We start from the raw sequence: 13,422 nt of genomic DNA, 5'->3' as shown, positions 1-13,422 counted from the left end.
AGATGTGTATAAGAGACAGCTATAAATCCATCACCATACTTAACTAAAAGTATACAAGAAAACACAAGCGTGACAATAGAATACTCCCAAGTTATGAAAAAGCTCATAATTGGAGGAAATGAGCCAACATCCTATACTGCGCGGTCCGTGAGGGATATTGAAAGCGCCAGACCACCACAAGCGTCCAATGGTCCGAAAAAATCAGGTAAAGGACTTATATGGAAGTTGTTACTTGCGGTGGTGGGGGGGGTGGGACTAGTAGCCTGTGGAATAGCAAGCGCGACGATCCGTCGCTCTGAGGCCTTTGGTGTTCAGCGCCTACCTGAACCAAATCGACTCACAATGTCCCCCGAACATCAGTCCATGATTGAAAGTATTCCGTTTGGAAATGAAACCGCACTCCTTCATAAATTCATTGGTGCTCCCCAGCGTGGCCTGGCGGAGTTTTTGGGTTACCTGGCAATCGATGGTATGGATGCAGAAGTAGTGGCTCGGGGGGGTGGAGAGATAAAGGAAAAGTTCCCGCGAATGTTCCACTATTTAGAGGAGTCTCGACGTCAGGTAGTCGACGTTCTGAATGTATTTGAAGAAAGCTGTGAGCAACCGTGCAGCCCTCCATTACCAACGGCAGGGGAATTTAACGCAACTCAAATGTTAAAAGATTATATAGGCTATATGATGGAAGATCTAAATAAGAACCCCAAGCAAGTGGGGGAAGTATATGACAATCTTTTGTCCGAGAGGGGGCAGTCCCCGGAAGCGATCGATGGAGTTCCATCCCATATCGCCCCTTACACGAACTTGATAGAATTTCTTCGTGCGTTGGCAGAAAATCCATGCCACGCACGAGATGCAGGAGATTCCGCACGGCAATGTCTTGATTTTTTCCTTGTAGAGCAAACGCCTGAGGGTATACAAAACGATCAGGCTGATAATCGGCCTCCGACCTACGCTGCTACAGCGCATCCGATCATGACATTAATTGAAAGCAAACTTCCTATTTACTTCACAAAGAAGGTCTTTAACCTGACCAGTTACCCGACGCTCCTCACTCATATCATGCTCCATGAGATGATTCATTATGCTGGCTATATCGATCTCCTTTATGGCGGTGTTGACGTGGCGATAATGGCGCTCCCTCCGGAAAAACAAGAAGAGGCTTACCTGAAAAAGTATAAAGAGTTCAGGAAGGACATTCGTTATAAAATTAATAATGCGCCCGACCCAATGAAGATTAGTCTGGTAGAGTTTTATGATAAGCAGGTGGGCAAAAATCCACAGATGACAAGTTTTGATAAACTAGAAGACCTCGCGAAAGTGCTTAAGTCAAATAATAAAGTCTGGAAAGTGTTTTGCGATCAAACGACCGATTTCATCGCTATGAGGTTTATGATTCCCTCGATGCAGCGAAACGCGGACTTGATCAACCAGATTTTTTATTCAGTAGGGTTCTGATAAAGTATGCGATAAACAGACCTGACGGCCACAAAAAACCGAGTGTAGTATCGTAGCCGCAGGTCTGATGTAGTCCTGTCTTGTACCTAACTTTGCGATGAACTTCGCAGTCATCAATCCTGGGGTTGATAGTCGTTGGACATCATTCGGCTATTCCAGGATAATGGACCGCTCCGGTTAAAAGTGTACAAGAACAAACATGGGTTGTTCATTGAACATTTGAACTGACCGATTCGATTGATACTGTACCTCGACACTCGTCCCCCTCACTTTGCAACGCCACTCGCGATAAAATTCACGTGCTCGCCGACATGTAAACGTAACTGCAGCTCATCGGCGATTCCCACCGCCACCCGGCTCAATCGCTCAAGCGGCTCTCTCAGACCCGGCTCAAGGCTACTGCTGACCTGGCTAAAGTGTTCGATGGTCAGCCCCGGAACACCCCGCGGTGCGTTAACCATTGTCCATTGCAAATCGCTGCTTTGCAGGGCCTCGCGAATTTCTTCAGCCGCATGGCGTTGCAGGCGATCCTCTATTTCCGGTTCGTCCAATACCTCGAAATCACCCACCAGGAAGAGTCGCGCAATATGGGATGCCTGCATGCCTTCGATCAGCGCATCCACAGCCAACACTTGTTCCACGGGCCCCGGGATAATGGTTTTTTCCACGTATTCGCTGTTGAAAGGCAGCCCTGGCGCGTCTAACAGGCAGACCACGGCCGTGCTGCCGGCCACGCTCTGCTTTACCCGCTCGGCGTCAAACAGGTCGCCGCTCTTGGTGCGCAGCCCCGGACGCGGTGGGAGCGCTGTGAGGTCGTCGAGAATCGCGATCACTTCATGCTGACGCCGCAGCATTTCAGCCATCAGCGCACTGCCCAGGCTACTCATGGCACCATAAAGCACCACTTTCACAACGGGGGTTTCGGCATTTTTCATGGCTGGGGTCCCTTGATCGCAACGTATATGGCGTGTGACCCGCGGCAATCGTTCAGGGTTCGACCGGGTTTGGAGGGTTTCAGATGCAAGGGATAAAGGGCTATCACGCCCACGTGTACTTCGACGCGAGCAACATTGATCAGGCACGGGCATTGTGCGAGCAGGCAGCGCAGCGGTTTCCCTTAAGGATGGGGCGCGTGCACGAACGTCCGGTAGGTCCGCACCCGGACTGGAGCTGCCAGTTGGCCTTCGAGCCACACTACCTGGGCGAGGTGCTGCCGTGGCTGGCGCTCAACCGCAAGGGCCTGGTGGTGTTCCTGCATCCCGATACCGGCAACGATCTGCTGGACCACACCGAGCATGCAATCTGGATGGGGGCGATTCGACCCCTGGATTTGAGCATTTTTTGATCAGCGAGATCACCCTCGGTCCTCTATGCGCACATCGATACTGTCCGACGACCGGTTAAACATCCGGTCATTGCTTTCACTGGCGAAAGCTGGCTGAAAGCTTCCCCGATTAGGATCGCCTCACTCCCGGCAACAGACCGGTTGGCCCACGCGAGTGTTTTGCTGCTCGCACGGCCCATTTAACAACAACAATGGTGATCCTGATGTCCTTCTCAATCCGCCCCTGCGCTGTAACTCCGCCCGCTCGACTCGTGCTTCCCGTTCTGCGCTGACCTCACCCGGTTCGCTCATTTCCCCTAGCCGCGCCACGCCTGGAGTATTCCCATGCTGACTTTCCTTGGCTTTGCCATGGTCATCACGTTCATGTTCCTGATCATGACCAAGCGCCTGTCCGCGCTGATTGCCCTGATCATCATCCCGATTGTTTTCGCCCTGTTCGGTGGTTTTGCGCCGAAGATCGGTCCGATGATGCTCGAAGGCATCACCAAGCTCGCGCCGACCGGTGTGATGCTGATGTTCGCGATTCTGTACTTCGCCCTGATGATCGACTCCGGCCTGTTCGACCCGGCTGTGCGCAAGATCCTCAAACTGGTCAAGGGCGACCCGCTGAAAGTTTCGGTCGGCACCGCCGTACTGGCGCTCGTCGTCTCCCTTGATGGTGACGGCGCGACCACTTACATGATCTGCGTGGCGGCCATGCTGCCGCTCTACAGCCGCATCGGCATGAGCCCGCGCATCATGGCCGGCCTGATCATCCTCGCCGGTGGCGTGATGAACATGACCCCGTGGGGTGGCCCGACCGCCCGTGCCGCGAGCGCGCTGCACGTGGACCCGTCCGACATCTTCGTGCCGATGATTCCGGCGATGCTGGCGGGTGTGGTGGCGATCCTGGCAATTGCCTACTTCTACGGCAAACGCGAACGCGCTCGTCTGGGTGAACTGCACCTGGCGGGCGATGAAATTGACCACAGTGAGATCAGCGTTTCGCAATTCCCGGATGCCCGCCGTCCGAAGCTTATCTGGTTCAACGGCGCGTTGACGCTGGTGCTGATGTGCACCCTGATTGGCGGCTTGTTGCCACTGCCGGTGTTGTTCATGGTGGCGTTCAGTATCGCGATGATCGTCAACTACCCTTGCCTGCAAATGCAGAAAGATCGCGTTGCGGCCCACGCCGGCAGCGTGCTGGCAGTGGTCGGTTTGATCTTCGCGGCCGGTATTTTCACCGGTATCCTGTCGGGCACCGGCATGGTTGATGCGATGTCGAAAAGCCTGCTGGCGGTGATTCCGGATTTCCTCGGCCCGTACCTGGCAGTGATTACCGCGCTGGTGAGCATGCCGTTCACATTTTTCATGTCGAACGATGCATTTTATTACGGCGTTTTACCGGTACTTGCCGAAGCGGCGAGTCATTACGGTATAACCGCGGTTGAAATGGCACGTGCCTCGATCGTCGGTCAGCCCGTCCACTTGTTGAGCCCGCTGGTACCCTCGACTTATCTGTTGGTGGCCCTGGCCGGTATCGACTTCGGTGACCACCAGCGCTTTACCCTGAAGTGGGCAGTTCTGGTGTGCATGTGCATACTTGTTGCAGCATTGCTGATGGGGATTTTTCCGCTGTTCAGCACTCTATAAGCCCAAGACTCACCGTGACGGGTCCTGGCTTTTTGATCGAAGCCCGGACCCTTCGTGGTTCAACACATCCTCAAAGGAATACACATGGAATGGCTGACCAACCCTGAGATCTGGGTTGCCTTCTTTACCCTGACCGCCCTGGAAATCGTCCTGGGTATCGATAACATCATCATGATTTCGATCCTGGTCAGCCGCATGCCCAAACACATGCAGGCGCGTACCCGGATCTTCGGCCTGGCGCTGGCCATGGTCACGCGAATCCTGTTGTTGCTGTCGATTACCTGGGTCATGCAGCTCACCGCAGACCTGTTCGAGGTCTTCGGCCAAGGCATTTCCGGGCGTGACCTGATCCTGTTCTTCGGCGGCCTGTTCCTGCTGTGGAAAAGCTCGCAAGAGATGTATCACGCGCTGGAAGGCGAAGACGAGACCGGTGAGGAACCGACCGGCAAGGGTGGCAACTTCCTGTACACCATCATCCAGATCGCGATCATCGACATCGTGTTCTCCCTGGATTCGGTGATCACGGCAGTGGGCATGGTCTCCCATGTACCGGTCATGGTCGCGGCCATTGTTGTCGCCGTACTGGTGATGATGCTGGCGGCCGGCACTATCAGCTCGTTCATCGACAAGCACCCGTCGTTGAAAATGCTGGCGTTGTCGTTCCTGCTGGTAGTCGGCACCGTGTTGATCGCCGAGTCGTTCGAAGTCCACGTACCCAAAGGCTACGTCTACTTCGCCATGGCGTTCTCGCTGGCGGTGGAAGCGTTCAACATCAAGATGCGCACTGCCATGGCAAGAAAGCGCAAGCAGCAGGACCCGGTGAAACTGCGCAAGGATATTCCTGGCCAGTAATATCGCTAACCTGCATGAAACCTGGGGGAGCGGGCCTGCTCGCGATGGTCGTCAACGATAACGCGTACTGACTGAGTCAACTCGTTGTCCTCGATACCATCGCGAGCAGGCTCGCTCCCACAGGGCATGAATGGGGACCTCAGGGTCCCTATTTTGTTTTTCCATCCAGCTGTTTTTATGACACTTTTGTTTCAATCATCTGTTTAGCTATGCGATGCTGGCGCGCAGACCGTTAGCCAACTACAGCTTAAGTACAGAACGTAGAAAAACGCGCGGCACGTCAACTTGCTCCTTTGGGGCGCTACCACCACAGGGGGCCTTTATGCTCACCCTGCTCAATTTGTTATCTGCCGTGGCCCTGCTGATCTGGGGCACGCACATCGTCCGAACCGGCATCCTGCGGGTCTACGGGTCCAATCTGCGCCATGTGATTGGCCAGAACATGTCCAGGCGCTGGCTGGCGTTTATTTCCGGCATCGTCGTGACGGCCATGGTCCAGAGCAGTAACGCCACGGCCATGCTGGTCACTTCGTTTGTTGGACAGGGCCTGATGGCACTGACCCCGGCACTGGCGACCATGCTTGGCGCAGACGTCGGCACGGCGTTGATGGCCCGGGTACTGACTTTCGATCTGTCCTGGTTGTCGCCGCTGCTGATTTTCGTCGGAGTGATTTTCTTCCTGTCCCGCAAGCAGACGCGACTTGGGCAGATGGGACGGGTCAGCATTGGTCTGGGCCTGATCATTCTGGCGCTGCAGCTGATCGTTGAATCCGCCGCGCCGATCACCCAGGCCCAAGGCGTAAAGGTGATTTTCGCCTCGCTGACCGGCGATATCCTGCTCGACGCCCTGGTCGGCGCGCTGTTTGCGATGGTCTCCTACTCAAGCCTCGCCGCCGTGCTGCTCACCGCCACGCTTGCCGGCGCGGGAGTGATCAGCCTGCCGGTGGCTATCGGCCTGGTGATTGGCGCGAACATCGGCAGCGGCGTGCTGGCCTTCCTCAGCACCAGCATGCAAAACGCCGCAGGCCGGCAGGTTGCGCTCGGCAGCCTGTTGTACAAACTGATAGGGCTATTGCTGATCATTCCGGTGCTGGACCCTTTGGTGCACTGGATCGACAGCCTCGACTTCAGCCCGCAGGAAATGGTCATCGGCTTCCATTTGCTCTACAACACCGTGCGCTGCCTGATCCTGCTGCCCAGCGTGGGGCCGATGGCCAGGTTGTGTGCCTGGTTGCTGCCGGAACGTCCGGAGATCAATGGCACGGCCAGACCTCGCCACCTGGACCTGACTGCGCTGGTCACACCCAGCCTGGCGCTGGCCAATGCGGCACGGGAAACCCTGCGCATCGGCGACCTGATCGATAACATGCTCGAAGCCATGCTTGATGTGCTGCACGGCAAGCAGACGGCCGTGACTCAGGAAATGCGCCGCCTGACGGATGATGTTGAATCGCTCTACAGCGCGATCAAGCTGTACCTGGCGCAAATGCCCCGTGAAGACTTGAGCGAGCAGGACAGTCGACGCTGGGCGGAGACCATCGAGCTGGCGATCAATCTAAAGCTTGCCAGCGACCTGATCGAACGCATGCTGCGCAAGGTCCAGCAACAGAAGACTTCGCAGCGTCGGTCATTTTCCGAAGTGGGCCTGGAGGAGTTGGCGGGGCTGCACAGCCAGCTGATCTCCAACCTGCGCCTGGGGTTGTCGGTGTACCTCAGTTCCGACAAGGAAAGCGCCCGCCAGTTGTTGCGTGAGAAACGTCGCTTTCGCGCGCAGGAACGGCGCCTGGCGCATGCCCATGTGAGCCGTTTGCAGCGCAAGATTGTGCAGAGTATCGAGACCAGCTCTTTGCATCTGGAGCTGATTGCCGACATGAAGCGCCTCAATTCACTGTTTTGCAGCAGTGCCTATGCAGTGCTGGAAACGTCCGACACAGGTGCGCTGGCGGTTGACGATTTGGCGGACATCACACATTCGCCTTGAACGTCTGCCAAGGTGGTGAGTCAGTAACATTGGTTCAGCCTCAAGACCGCTTTCGCGAGCAGGCCCGCTCCCACAGGGGGTTGTGAGCCCCAAAAATCTACTGGGGGAGCGGGCTTGCCCGCGAAAGCGGCCTGACTGACGACATGGATCTCCGATTAGGTTGCCTGGAAGCCCGTTATGCGTTGCCTGTTGTTCGCCTGTCTACTGCTTGGCTCATTACCCTCATTACCCTCATTCGCCCTGGATCGCTTCCAGGTCGAGGGTTATACGTTGCCCAACGGTTTGCAATTGCTGCTCAAGCCCGGCATGGACCGTGGTCATGTGGCGATTCGCCTGGTGGTGGGCGTCGGGCTGGATGACTTCGGTTGCGCTGACAAGGAACTGCCGCACCTGCTTGAACATCTGTTGTTCAGCGGCATCGACGCCACCGGCGAAGGTGGGCTGGAAGAGCGCATGCAGGCCCTGGGCGGCGAATGGAATGCCTACACCAGCAACGCCGACACCACGTTCGTCATCGAAGCGCCGGCGAAAAACCAGCGCAAAGTGCTGGATCTGTTGCTGGCCCTGTTGACCCAGACCCGTTTTGACGACAACGCGATCAATGCCGCCAAGCAGGTGGTGGAGCGTGAGGACGGTGGCCACTATTCTCACCTGCAGCGTTGGCTCGATCGTCAGGATCTGGGCCACACCGCGAGTAACCAGCTGGCAGTGGAACTGGGCCTCAAATGCCCTGAGCGCGCGCAAGTCGATCACCTGACCCGCGAGCAGCTCGAGGACGTGCGCAACGCCTGGTACGCCCCCAACAACATGACGTTGATTGTGGTCGGCGACCTTGATCGCCTGCTGCCAGCCTACCTTGAGCGGGCCTATGGCGAGCTCGAAGCGGTTGATCCGACCGATCACCCGCCCCTGCCGGAAATCAAGGCAACGGCTGCCCACGAGCGCACGTTGAGCCACGGCCTGGTTGGCAACGGCGCCAAGCTGCACTGGCTGGTGCCCGAGCCGGTACTGGAGGACCAGCACGACGAGACCTTTGATTTGCTCAAGGACTACCTGGACTGGGCGCTCTACCGCCAGATGCGCCTGGCACATAGCCTGTCCTACGGGCCCTCGGCCGAGCGCGAGGTGTTCGGCGGGGTCGGTTTCATGAGCCTCAATGCGGACTTGGAGCGCGATGATTTGCCCGCAGCCAAGCAGGTCCTGGAAGAACTCAAGGCCGGCCTGCTCAAGGACGGTCTAAACGTCGAGACTTTCAACCGACTCAAACAGGCCGCCATCGCCCGCCAGGCCTGGGCCGTGCAGGGCAACAGTGCGCTGGCCGATTATTACTGGGGCGCGCTGGGTGACTTCCAGAACGGGCGCTTTGCTGACCCGGCCAGGGATCTGCAGGGCGTCACCCTGGAAGAAGCCAACCGGGCCATGCGCTCGTTGTTGTTGCAGCCGGGGTATCTGCGCATTGAAAAGCCGTTGGTCAGTGATGATGAGTTGATCTGGCTGGTGGCCGGGATGTTGGGCCTGCTGGTACTTGGATTGTTGGCGTGGCGTCTGCGCCGAAAGATTTCATGACGACGGGGGCGAGCCTGCTCGCCACACCGCCCTCCCGGGCGGTAATCTGTCGAGGATTTTTCCTACGACTAATGCGAACCGCCGAATGCCAACCCTGACCCTGTACGTGCAGCGCATACTGGAATTGATGAAGCGCTACCCCGGGGTCATTGCGCTCGGTGGTTTTATCTCCGGGGTCGGCAGTTTCATTCTGGTCGATCGCCAGCAAGGGCTGGCGACCTGGATCACCATCATCATGGTTCTCAGCTGGATCTGGCTGATGCTGGAAAACAGCCTGACCAAGCTGTTTGCCAAAATCTTCAAGCGCGAGATCCCCCAGCCCTTGCTGCGCTATGCCACGCAGATGATCCACCAGGAAAGCCTGTTCTTCGTCCTGCCGTTCTTTTTCATCACCACCACCTGGAACAGCGGGCAGTTGTTCTTTACCGGGCTGCTGTGTATCGCCGCGCTGATATCGATCATCGACCCGCTCTACTACAAGTGGCTGGCCCCCCGTCGCTGGGCGTTCCTGGCCCTGCATACGCTGACTTTGTTCGCCGCGCTGCTGACCGCCCTGCCCGTCATTCTGCACCTGACTACAGCCCAGAGCTTCAAGCTGGCCCTGGGCACTGCGGTGGTCCTGTCGTTCCCCAGCCTGGCGTCGATCTTTCCCATTCGCACGGTACGCAACGCGGTGGCGATCCTGAGTATCACCGTGGGGATCGGTGGCGTCGGCTGGGTGCTGCGTTCCTGGGTGCCGCCGGCGACACTGTGGATGACCGATGTCGCCATCAGCACGCAACTGCAGGACCGCACCCCTGGCGACAGCCTGGATGAAGTCACGGTCGAGCAGATCCGTGGCGGCGGGCTGTATGCCTACACCGCGATCAACGCGCCACGCGGGCTGGACGAGCGGATTTACCACGTGTGGAAGTTCAACGGCAAAGAGGTGGATCGCATCCCGCTGGATATCCATGGCGGGCGCAAGGAAGGCTATCGCGCGTGGACTCACAAGCAGAACTTCCCGGGCAATCCGGCCGGTAACTGGCAGGTGCGGGTGCTCACCGAGGATGGCCAGGTCATTGGCGTGTTGCGTTTCAAGATCACAGACAGCACACCGATCAAAGAAAAGTAATACGCTGCGTGATATTACGTACCACAGTCATTGAGTCGAACAAGCATGGAGCTTATGACCAGCAGTACAACGGCCGGCAACGCCCGACTGGACGCCTCTCACTCTCCTGCACAATTGCGGGTCACGGGTGACTGGACGCTTGCCCATTACGCCAACCTCAAGGGCCTTTGCGAAACCATTCGCGGCCAATACGACGACAGCACCCACATCGACCTCAATGGCCTGGGCGCCCTCGATACGGCCGGCGCGTCGTTGTTGGTGGAGTTGTTGGGATCCGAACGGCTTGGCAAGTCCGCCGAGCACCCGGACTGCACCTTGTCCGGCGCCGATCGTGCACTGCTGCAAACCGTCTATTGTTCCATGACTGATTTCTGCGTGCCGATCAAGGAGCCCGAAGTCAGCGTCGGCATCCAACTGCTGACGCGCATCGGGCGCGCGGTGGACGCAGTCTGGCAAGACACCCTGCAGTTGCTCGGGTTTGTCGGCCTGATCCTGGAAACCATCGCCCGCGGCCTGTTTCGCCCCAAACGCTGGCGCATCACGCCAATGGTGGCGCACATCGAGCAAACCGGTCTGGACGCTGCGCCGATTGTTGCCCTGCTGACCTTCCTGGTCGGTGCTGTGGTGGCATTTCTGGGGGCGACGGTGCTGGCGAGTTTTGGTGCGAGTATCTTTACCGTGGACCTGGTGGCGTTCTCGTTCCTGCGCGAGTTCGGCGTGCTGCTCACCGCGATCCTGATGGCCGGCCGCACCGCCAGCGCGTTCACCGCCCAGATAGGGTCGATGAAGGCCAACGAAGAAATCGACGCCATTCGCACATTGGGCCTGGACCCCATGGAGCTGCTGGTCGTGCCGCGAGTCCTTGCGCTGCTGGTCGCGCTGCCGATGCTGACGTTTCTGGCGATGCTCTCCGGGATTATCGGCGGCGGTGTGGTGTGCGCGGTTTCGCTGGATATCTCCCCGGCGATGTTCCTCTCGCTGTTGCAATCGGATATTGGCGTTCAGCACTTCCTGGTGGGCATCGTCAAAGCGCCGATCTTCGCCTTCCTGATTGCCGCCATCGGTTGTCTGGAGGGCTTCAAGGTCAGCGGCAGCGCCGAGTCCGTTGGGGCACACACCACGTCGAGTGTGGTCCAGTCGATTTTTGTGGTGATTGTGCTCGATGCCGTGGCCGCGCTGTTTTTCATGGAGATGGGCTGGTGAGTCGTCAACCCCGAGCGTCCTCCGAGGCGGTGATCGAAGTCCGCGGCTTGTGCAATCGTTTCGGCAGCCAGAGCGTGCACGAGAATCTCGACCTGGACTTGTACAAAGGCGAGATTCTCGCCGTGGTCGGTGGTTCCGGCAGCGGCAAATCGGTGCTGTTGCGCAGCATCGTCGGCTTGCGCCAGCCCAGCGAGGGCATGGTGAAGGTCTTCGGGAAAAACCTGCCGGCCCTTCCCGAGCACGAGCGCTCGCTGGTGGAGCGCCGTTTTGGCGTGCTGTTCCAGAAAGGCGCCCTGTTCTCCTCGCTGACCGTCACCGAGAACGTCGCCCTGCCCCTAATCGAGCACGCGGGGTTGAGCCGCAATGACGCCGAGCACCTGGCGGCGGTAAAGCTGGCCTTGGCGGGCTTGCCGCTGTCTGCTGCGGACAAGTACCCCGCTTCGCTGTCCGGCGGGATGATCAAGCGCGCCGCACTGGCTCGCGCGCTGGCGCTGGATCCGGACATCCTGTTTCTCGACGAGCCCACCGCCGGCCTTGATCCCATCGGCGCTGCCGCTTTCGACCAATTGATCCTGACCCTGCGTGATGCGCTGGGCTTGAGTGTGTTTCTGGTCACCCACGACCTGGACACCCTCTACACCATCACCGATCGAGTGGCGGTGCTGGCGCAGAAAAAAGTGCTGGTGGCGGATGCCATCGACAAGGTTTCGGAAACCGACGATGCGTGGATTCACGAATATTTCCACGGCCCTCGCGGCCGCGCGGCGCTGACTGCCGCTCAACAGCTCAACGAGGTCTGACATGGAAACCCGAGCCCATCACGTACTGATCGGCCTGTTCACGGTAATTGTGGTGGCAGCCGCCCTGCTCTTCGGGCTCTGGCTGGCCAAGTCCAGTGTGGATACCGAGTTCAAGGACTACGAAATCGTGTTCAACGAGGCGGTCAGCGGCCTGTCCAAAGGCAGCGCCGTGCAATACAGCGGGATCAAGGTCGGCGATGTGGTGACCCTGCGCCTGGACCCGAACGATCCGCGTCGGGTACTGGCGCGGATTCGCCTGGGCGGCGAGACGCCGATCAAGGGGTTGTACGCCGGAATCCCAGAAATTTCCGTCAGCCCAGCTCCAGTCCCGCCACGAGCGCATCCAGGTCGATGAACTTGCCGTCAGTCTGGAAGGTGTAATGCCCGTTCAGCAGGATGTGCCGCCAGGCCGCTGGCGACATCTGCGTGATCAACGCCAGCGCCTTGGCATTGCCAGCTGCCTCGTACTTCGTCAGCAGCAGGGACAGGATCGCCGAGTTGTAGAAGATGATCGCGTTGCCGATCAGCCTGGCGCACTGGTTGCTGATCTCGATTTCGATGTCGGTGCGGCCGGTCAATTCCTTCTTCCCACCGACTTGGGCGATGGTCGAGCGTAGCTGGTGATAGGGGAGCCCGCAGAATTCGGAAAAAATCGTACGCTAAGGTTTTCCGGGCAATCGTAGCGGCCTGAACTTCCCGATCTCCAGCCTGCGGCTCTGCCGCCAGACGTAATCGCCAGTCAGGTTGATGTGCTCCCAGCCCAGCGGCAATAGGTATTGCAGCAGCTCGCCGCCCACCGACTTGCCAGCCTCGACCAGCCCCAAGTGATGCACTCCAGATACATCGTGTTCCATAGCACGATGGCCGTCACCAAGTTTGGGCTTCTGGCTCTGTAGCGCTGCGGCTCGAAGTTCCGATCCTGATTTTGCCTAAAACTGGACACTAGCTATTGTCTTTGAACAACGTCGATACGGTACGGGCAACATGGTCTGCACCGTCACTGATTTCACGCATAATAGTTGTTACAGTTGCGATCTGATCGTTGTTTTCTTCGGCGCTTCTAGCGATGCTGTTCATATCTATATTCAGTTGCTGAGTAAGCTTTCCGTTAGCAGTTACCACATTCTGGATTTCCACGGTGGCACTGCTAGTTCGAGCTGCCAACTGACGAACCTCGTCGGCTACTACAGCAAAGCCTCGGCCCATTTCACCCGCTCGGGCAGCTTCAATTGCGGCGTTAAGTGCTAGTAAGTTAGTTTGTTCTGCCACGCCTTGGATGATGGTAACAATTTTCTCGATATCTTTAGCCTGAGCATTTAGCTGTGTAATCGAAATAACCGCACCGTTTATTAAATTAAATGTACCCTGAGATAGTTCAATTGAACTAGCAAGGGACTCCATGCCCCGCACGGAAATTTGAGATGTCTCCTCGGCGGTGGTGAAGGAAAGCTCTGCGGCCTGACGGATTTCATCA

At 57.7% G+C, this 13,422-nt stretch carries 11 protein-coding genes and 3 pseudogenes; 10 read left to right on the top strand and 4 right to left on the bottom strand.

Going from position 1 to position 13,422, the window contains the following annotated elements; genetic code table 11:
- Positions 1-93 precede the first annotated feature (93 nt).
- Positions 94-1,455: a hypothetical protein gene (locus UB23_RS23450; RefSeq protein ID WP_152644318.1), complete on the top strand. Its 1,362-nt coding sequence runs from the start codon at positions 94-96 to the stop codon at positions 1,453-1,455.
- Positions 1,456-1,721: 266 nt separating this feature from the next.
- Here UB23_RS23450 and UB23_RS23445 read toward each other — a convergent pair whose 3' ends face one another.
- Positions 1,722-2,390 (bottom strand): NAD(P)-dependent oxidoreductase, encoded by a 669-nt coding sequence (locus UB23_RS23445; protein WP_045061650.1) that lies wholly within the window; start codon positions 2,388-2,390, stop codon positions 1,722-1,724.
- An 83-nt stretch (positions 2,391-2,473) separates the two neighbouring features.
- On the opposite strand from UB23_RS23445, the gene UB23_RS23440 reads away from it, so the two are divergent.
- From UB23_RS23440 to UB23_RS23400, 9 genes and pseudogenes are all read left to right on the top strand, one after another.
- Positions 2,474-2,800 carry a DOPA 4,5-dioxygenase family protein gene (locus tag UB23_RS23440; RefSeq protein WP_045061649.1) on the top strand — a complete coding sequence of 109 codons (327 nt, stop codon included), beginning with the start codon at positions 2,474-2,476 and terminating at the stop codon, positions 2,798-2,800.
- A 324-nt stretch (positions 2,801-3,124) separates the two neighbouring features.
- On the top strand, positions 3,125-4,432 hold the full coding sequence (locus UB23_RS23435) for a CitMHS family transporter (protein WP_045061648.1): 1,308 nt from the start codon (positions 3,125-3,127) through the stop codon (positions 4,430-4,432).
- Between the two features lie 84 nt (positions 4,433-4,516).
- A complete protein-coding gene (locus tag UB23_RS23430) occupies positions 4,517-5,284 on the top strand; it encodes a TerC family protein (RefSeq protein WP_045061647.1) in 768 nt (255 codons plus the stop codon).
- A gap of 322 nt (positions 5,285-5,606) precedes the next feature.
- On the top strand, positions 5,607-7,265 hold the full coding sequence (locus tag UB23_RS23425; RefSeq protein ID WP_045061646.1) for a Na/Pi cotransporter family protein: 1,659 nt from the start codon (positions 5,607-5,609) through the stop codon (positions 7,263-7,265).
- A 177-nt stretch (positions 7,266-7,442) separates the two neighbouring features.
- Positions 7,443-8,831: a M16 family metallopeptidase gene (locus tag UB23_RS23420; RefSeq protein ID WP_045061645.1), complete on the top strand. Its 1,389-nt coding sequence runs from the start codon at positions 7,443-7,445 to the stop codon at positions 8,829-8,831.
- 85 nt (positions 8,832-8,916) lie between these two features.
- Positions 8,917-9,945 carry a DUF5924 family protein gene (locus UB23_RS23415; RefSeq protein ID WP_045061644.1) on the top strand — a complete coding sequence of 343 codons (1,029 nt, stop codon included), beginning with the start codon at positions 8,917-8,919 and terminating at the stop codon, positions 9,943-9,945.
- Positions 9,946-9,999: 54 nt separating this feature from the next.
- The gene (locus UB23_RS23410; protein ID WP_045061643.1) at positions 10,000-11,148 is read left to right on the top strand and encodes an MlaE family ABC transporter permease; all 1,149 of its coding nucleotides are present in this window, start codon (positions 10,000-10,002) and stop codon (positions 11,146-11,148) included.
- Positions 11,145-11,948, top strand: a complete 804-nt coding sequence (locus UB23_RS23405; protein ID WP_045061642.1) for an ABC transporter ATP-binding protein — start codon at positions 11,145-11,147, stop codon at positions 11,946-11,948. The genes UB23_RS23410 and UB23_RS23405 overlap by 4 nt, the downstream gene beginning before the upstream one ends.
- A gap of 1 nt (position 11,949) precedes the next feature.
- Positions 11,950-12,228, top strand: a pseudogene (locus UB23_RS23400) (MlaD family protein); the annotation flags it as partial.
- A 31-nt stretch (positions 12,229-12,259) separates the two neighbouring features.
- On the opposite strand, the pseudogene UB23_RS23395 reads toward UB23_RS23400, so the two are convergent.
- The 3 genes and pseudogenes from UB23_RS23395 to UB23_RS30905 all read right to left on the bottom strand — a co-directional run.
- Positions 12,260-12,574 (bottom strand): annotated as a pseudogene (locus tag UB23_RS23395) (Tn3 family transposase); the annotation flags it as partial.
- 33 nt (positions 12,575-12,607) lie between these two features.
- Positions 12,608-12,870 (bottom strand): annotated as a pseudogene (locus UB23_RS23390) (Tn3 family transposase); the annotation flags it as partial.
- 20 nt (positions 12,871-12,890) lie between these two features.
- Positions 12,891-13,349: a methyl-accepting chemotaxis protein gene (locus UB23_RS30905; RefSeq protein WP_275941885.1), complete on the bottom strand. Its 459-nt coding sequence runs from the start codon at positions 13,347-13,349 to the stop codon at positions 12,891-12,893.
- Positions 13,350-13,422 lie beyond the last annotated feature (73 nt).

The sequence above is a fragment of the Pseudomonas sp. ES3-33 genome, from assembly GCF_000952175.1.
GTDB lineage: Bacteria > Pseudomonadota > Gammaproteobacteria > Pseudomonadales > Pseudomonadaceae > Aquipseudomonas > Aquipseudomonas gregormendelii.
Note: the sequence above shows the minus strand (reverse complement) of the source record. Positions and strands in the feature narration are given on the sequence as shown.

What these genes read in the sequence shown, in the direction of transcription:
- UB23_RS23450 (WP_152644318.1), top strand. Translation starts at nt 94, where the DNA reads ATGAAAAAGCTCATAATTGGAGGAAATGAGCCAACATCCTATACTGCG.
- UB23_RS23445 (WP_045061650.1), bottom strand. Translation starts at nt 2,390, where the DNA reads ATGAAAAATGCCGAAACCCCCGTTGTGAAAGTGGTGCTTTATGGTGCC.
- UB23_RS23440 (WP_045061649.1), top strand. Translation starts at nt 2,474, where the DNA reads ATGCAAGGGATAAAGGGCTATCACGCCCACGTGTACTTCGACGCGAGC.
- UB23_RS23435 (WP_045061648.1), top strand. Translation starts at nt 3,125, where the DNA reads ATGCTGACTTTCCTTGGCTTTGCCATGGTCATCACGTTCATGTTCCTG.
- UB23_RS23430 (WP_045061647.1), top strand. Translation starts at nt 4,517, where the DNA reads ATGGAATGGCTGACCAACCCTGAGATCTGGGTTGCCTTCTTTACCCTG.
- UB23_RS23425 (WP_045061646.1), top strand. Translation starts at nt 5,607, where the DNA reads ATGCTCACCCTGCTCAATTTGTTATCTGCCGTGGCCCTGCTGATCTGG.
- UB23_RS23420 (WP_045061645.1), top strand. Translation starts at nt 7,443, where the DNA reads ATGCGTTGCCTGTTGTTCGCCTGTCTACTGCTTGGCTCATTACCCTCA.
- UB23_RS23415 (WP_045061644.1), top strand. Translation starts at nt 8,917, where the DNA reads ATGCCAACCCTGACCCTGTACGTGCAGCGCATACTGGAATTGATGAAG.
- UB23_RS23410 (WP_045061643.1), top strand. Translation starts at nt 10,000, where the DNA reads ATGACCAGCAGTACAACGGCCGGCAACGCCCGACTGGACGCCTCTCAC.
- UB23_RS30905 (WP_275941885.1), bottom strand. Translation starts at nt 13,349, where the DNA reads ATGGAGTCCCTTGCTAGTTCAATTGAACTATCTCAGGGTACATTTAAT.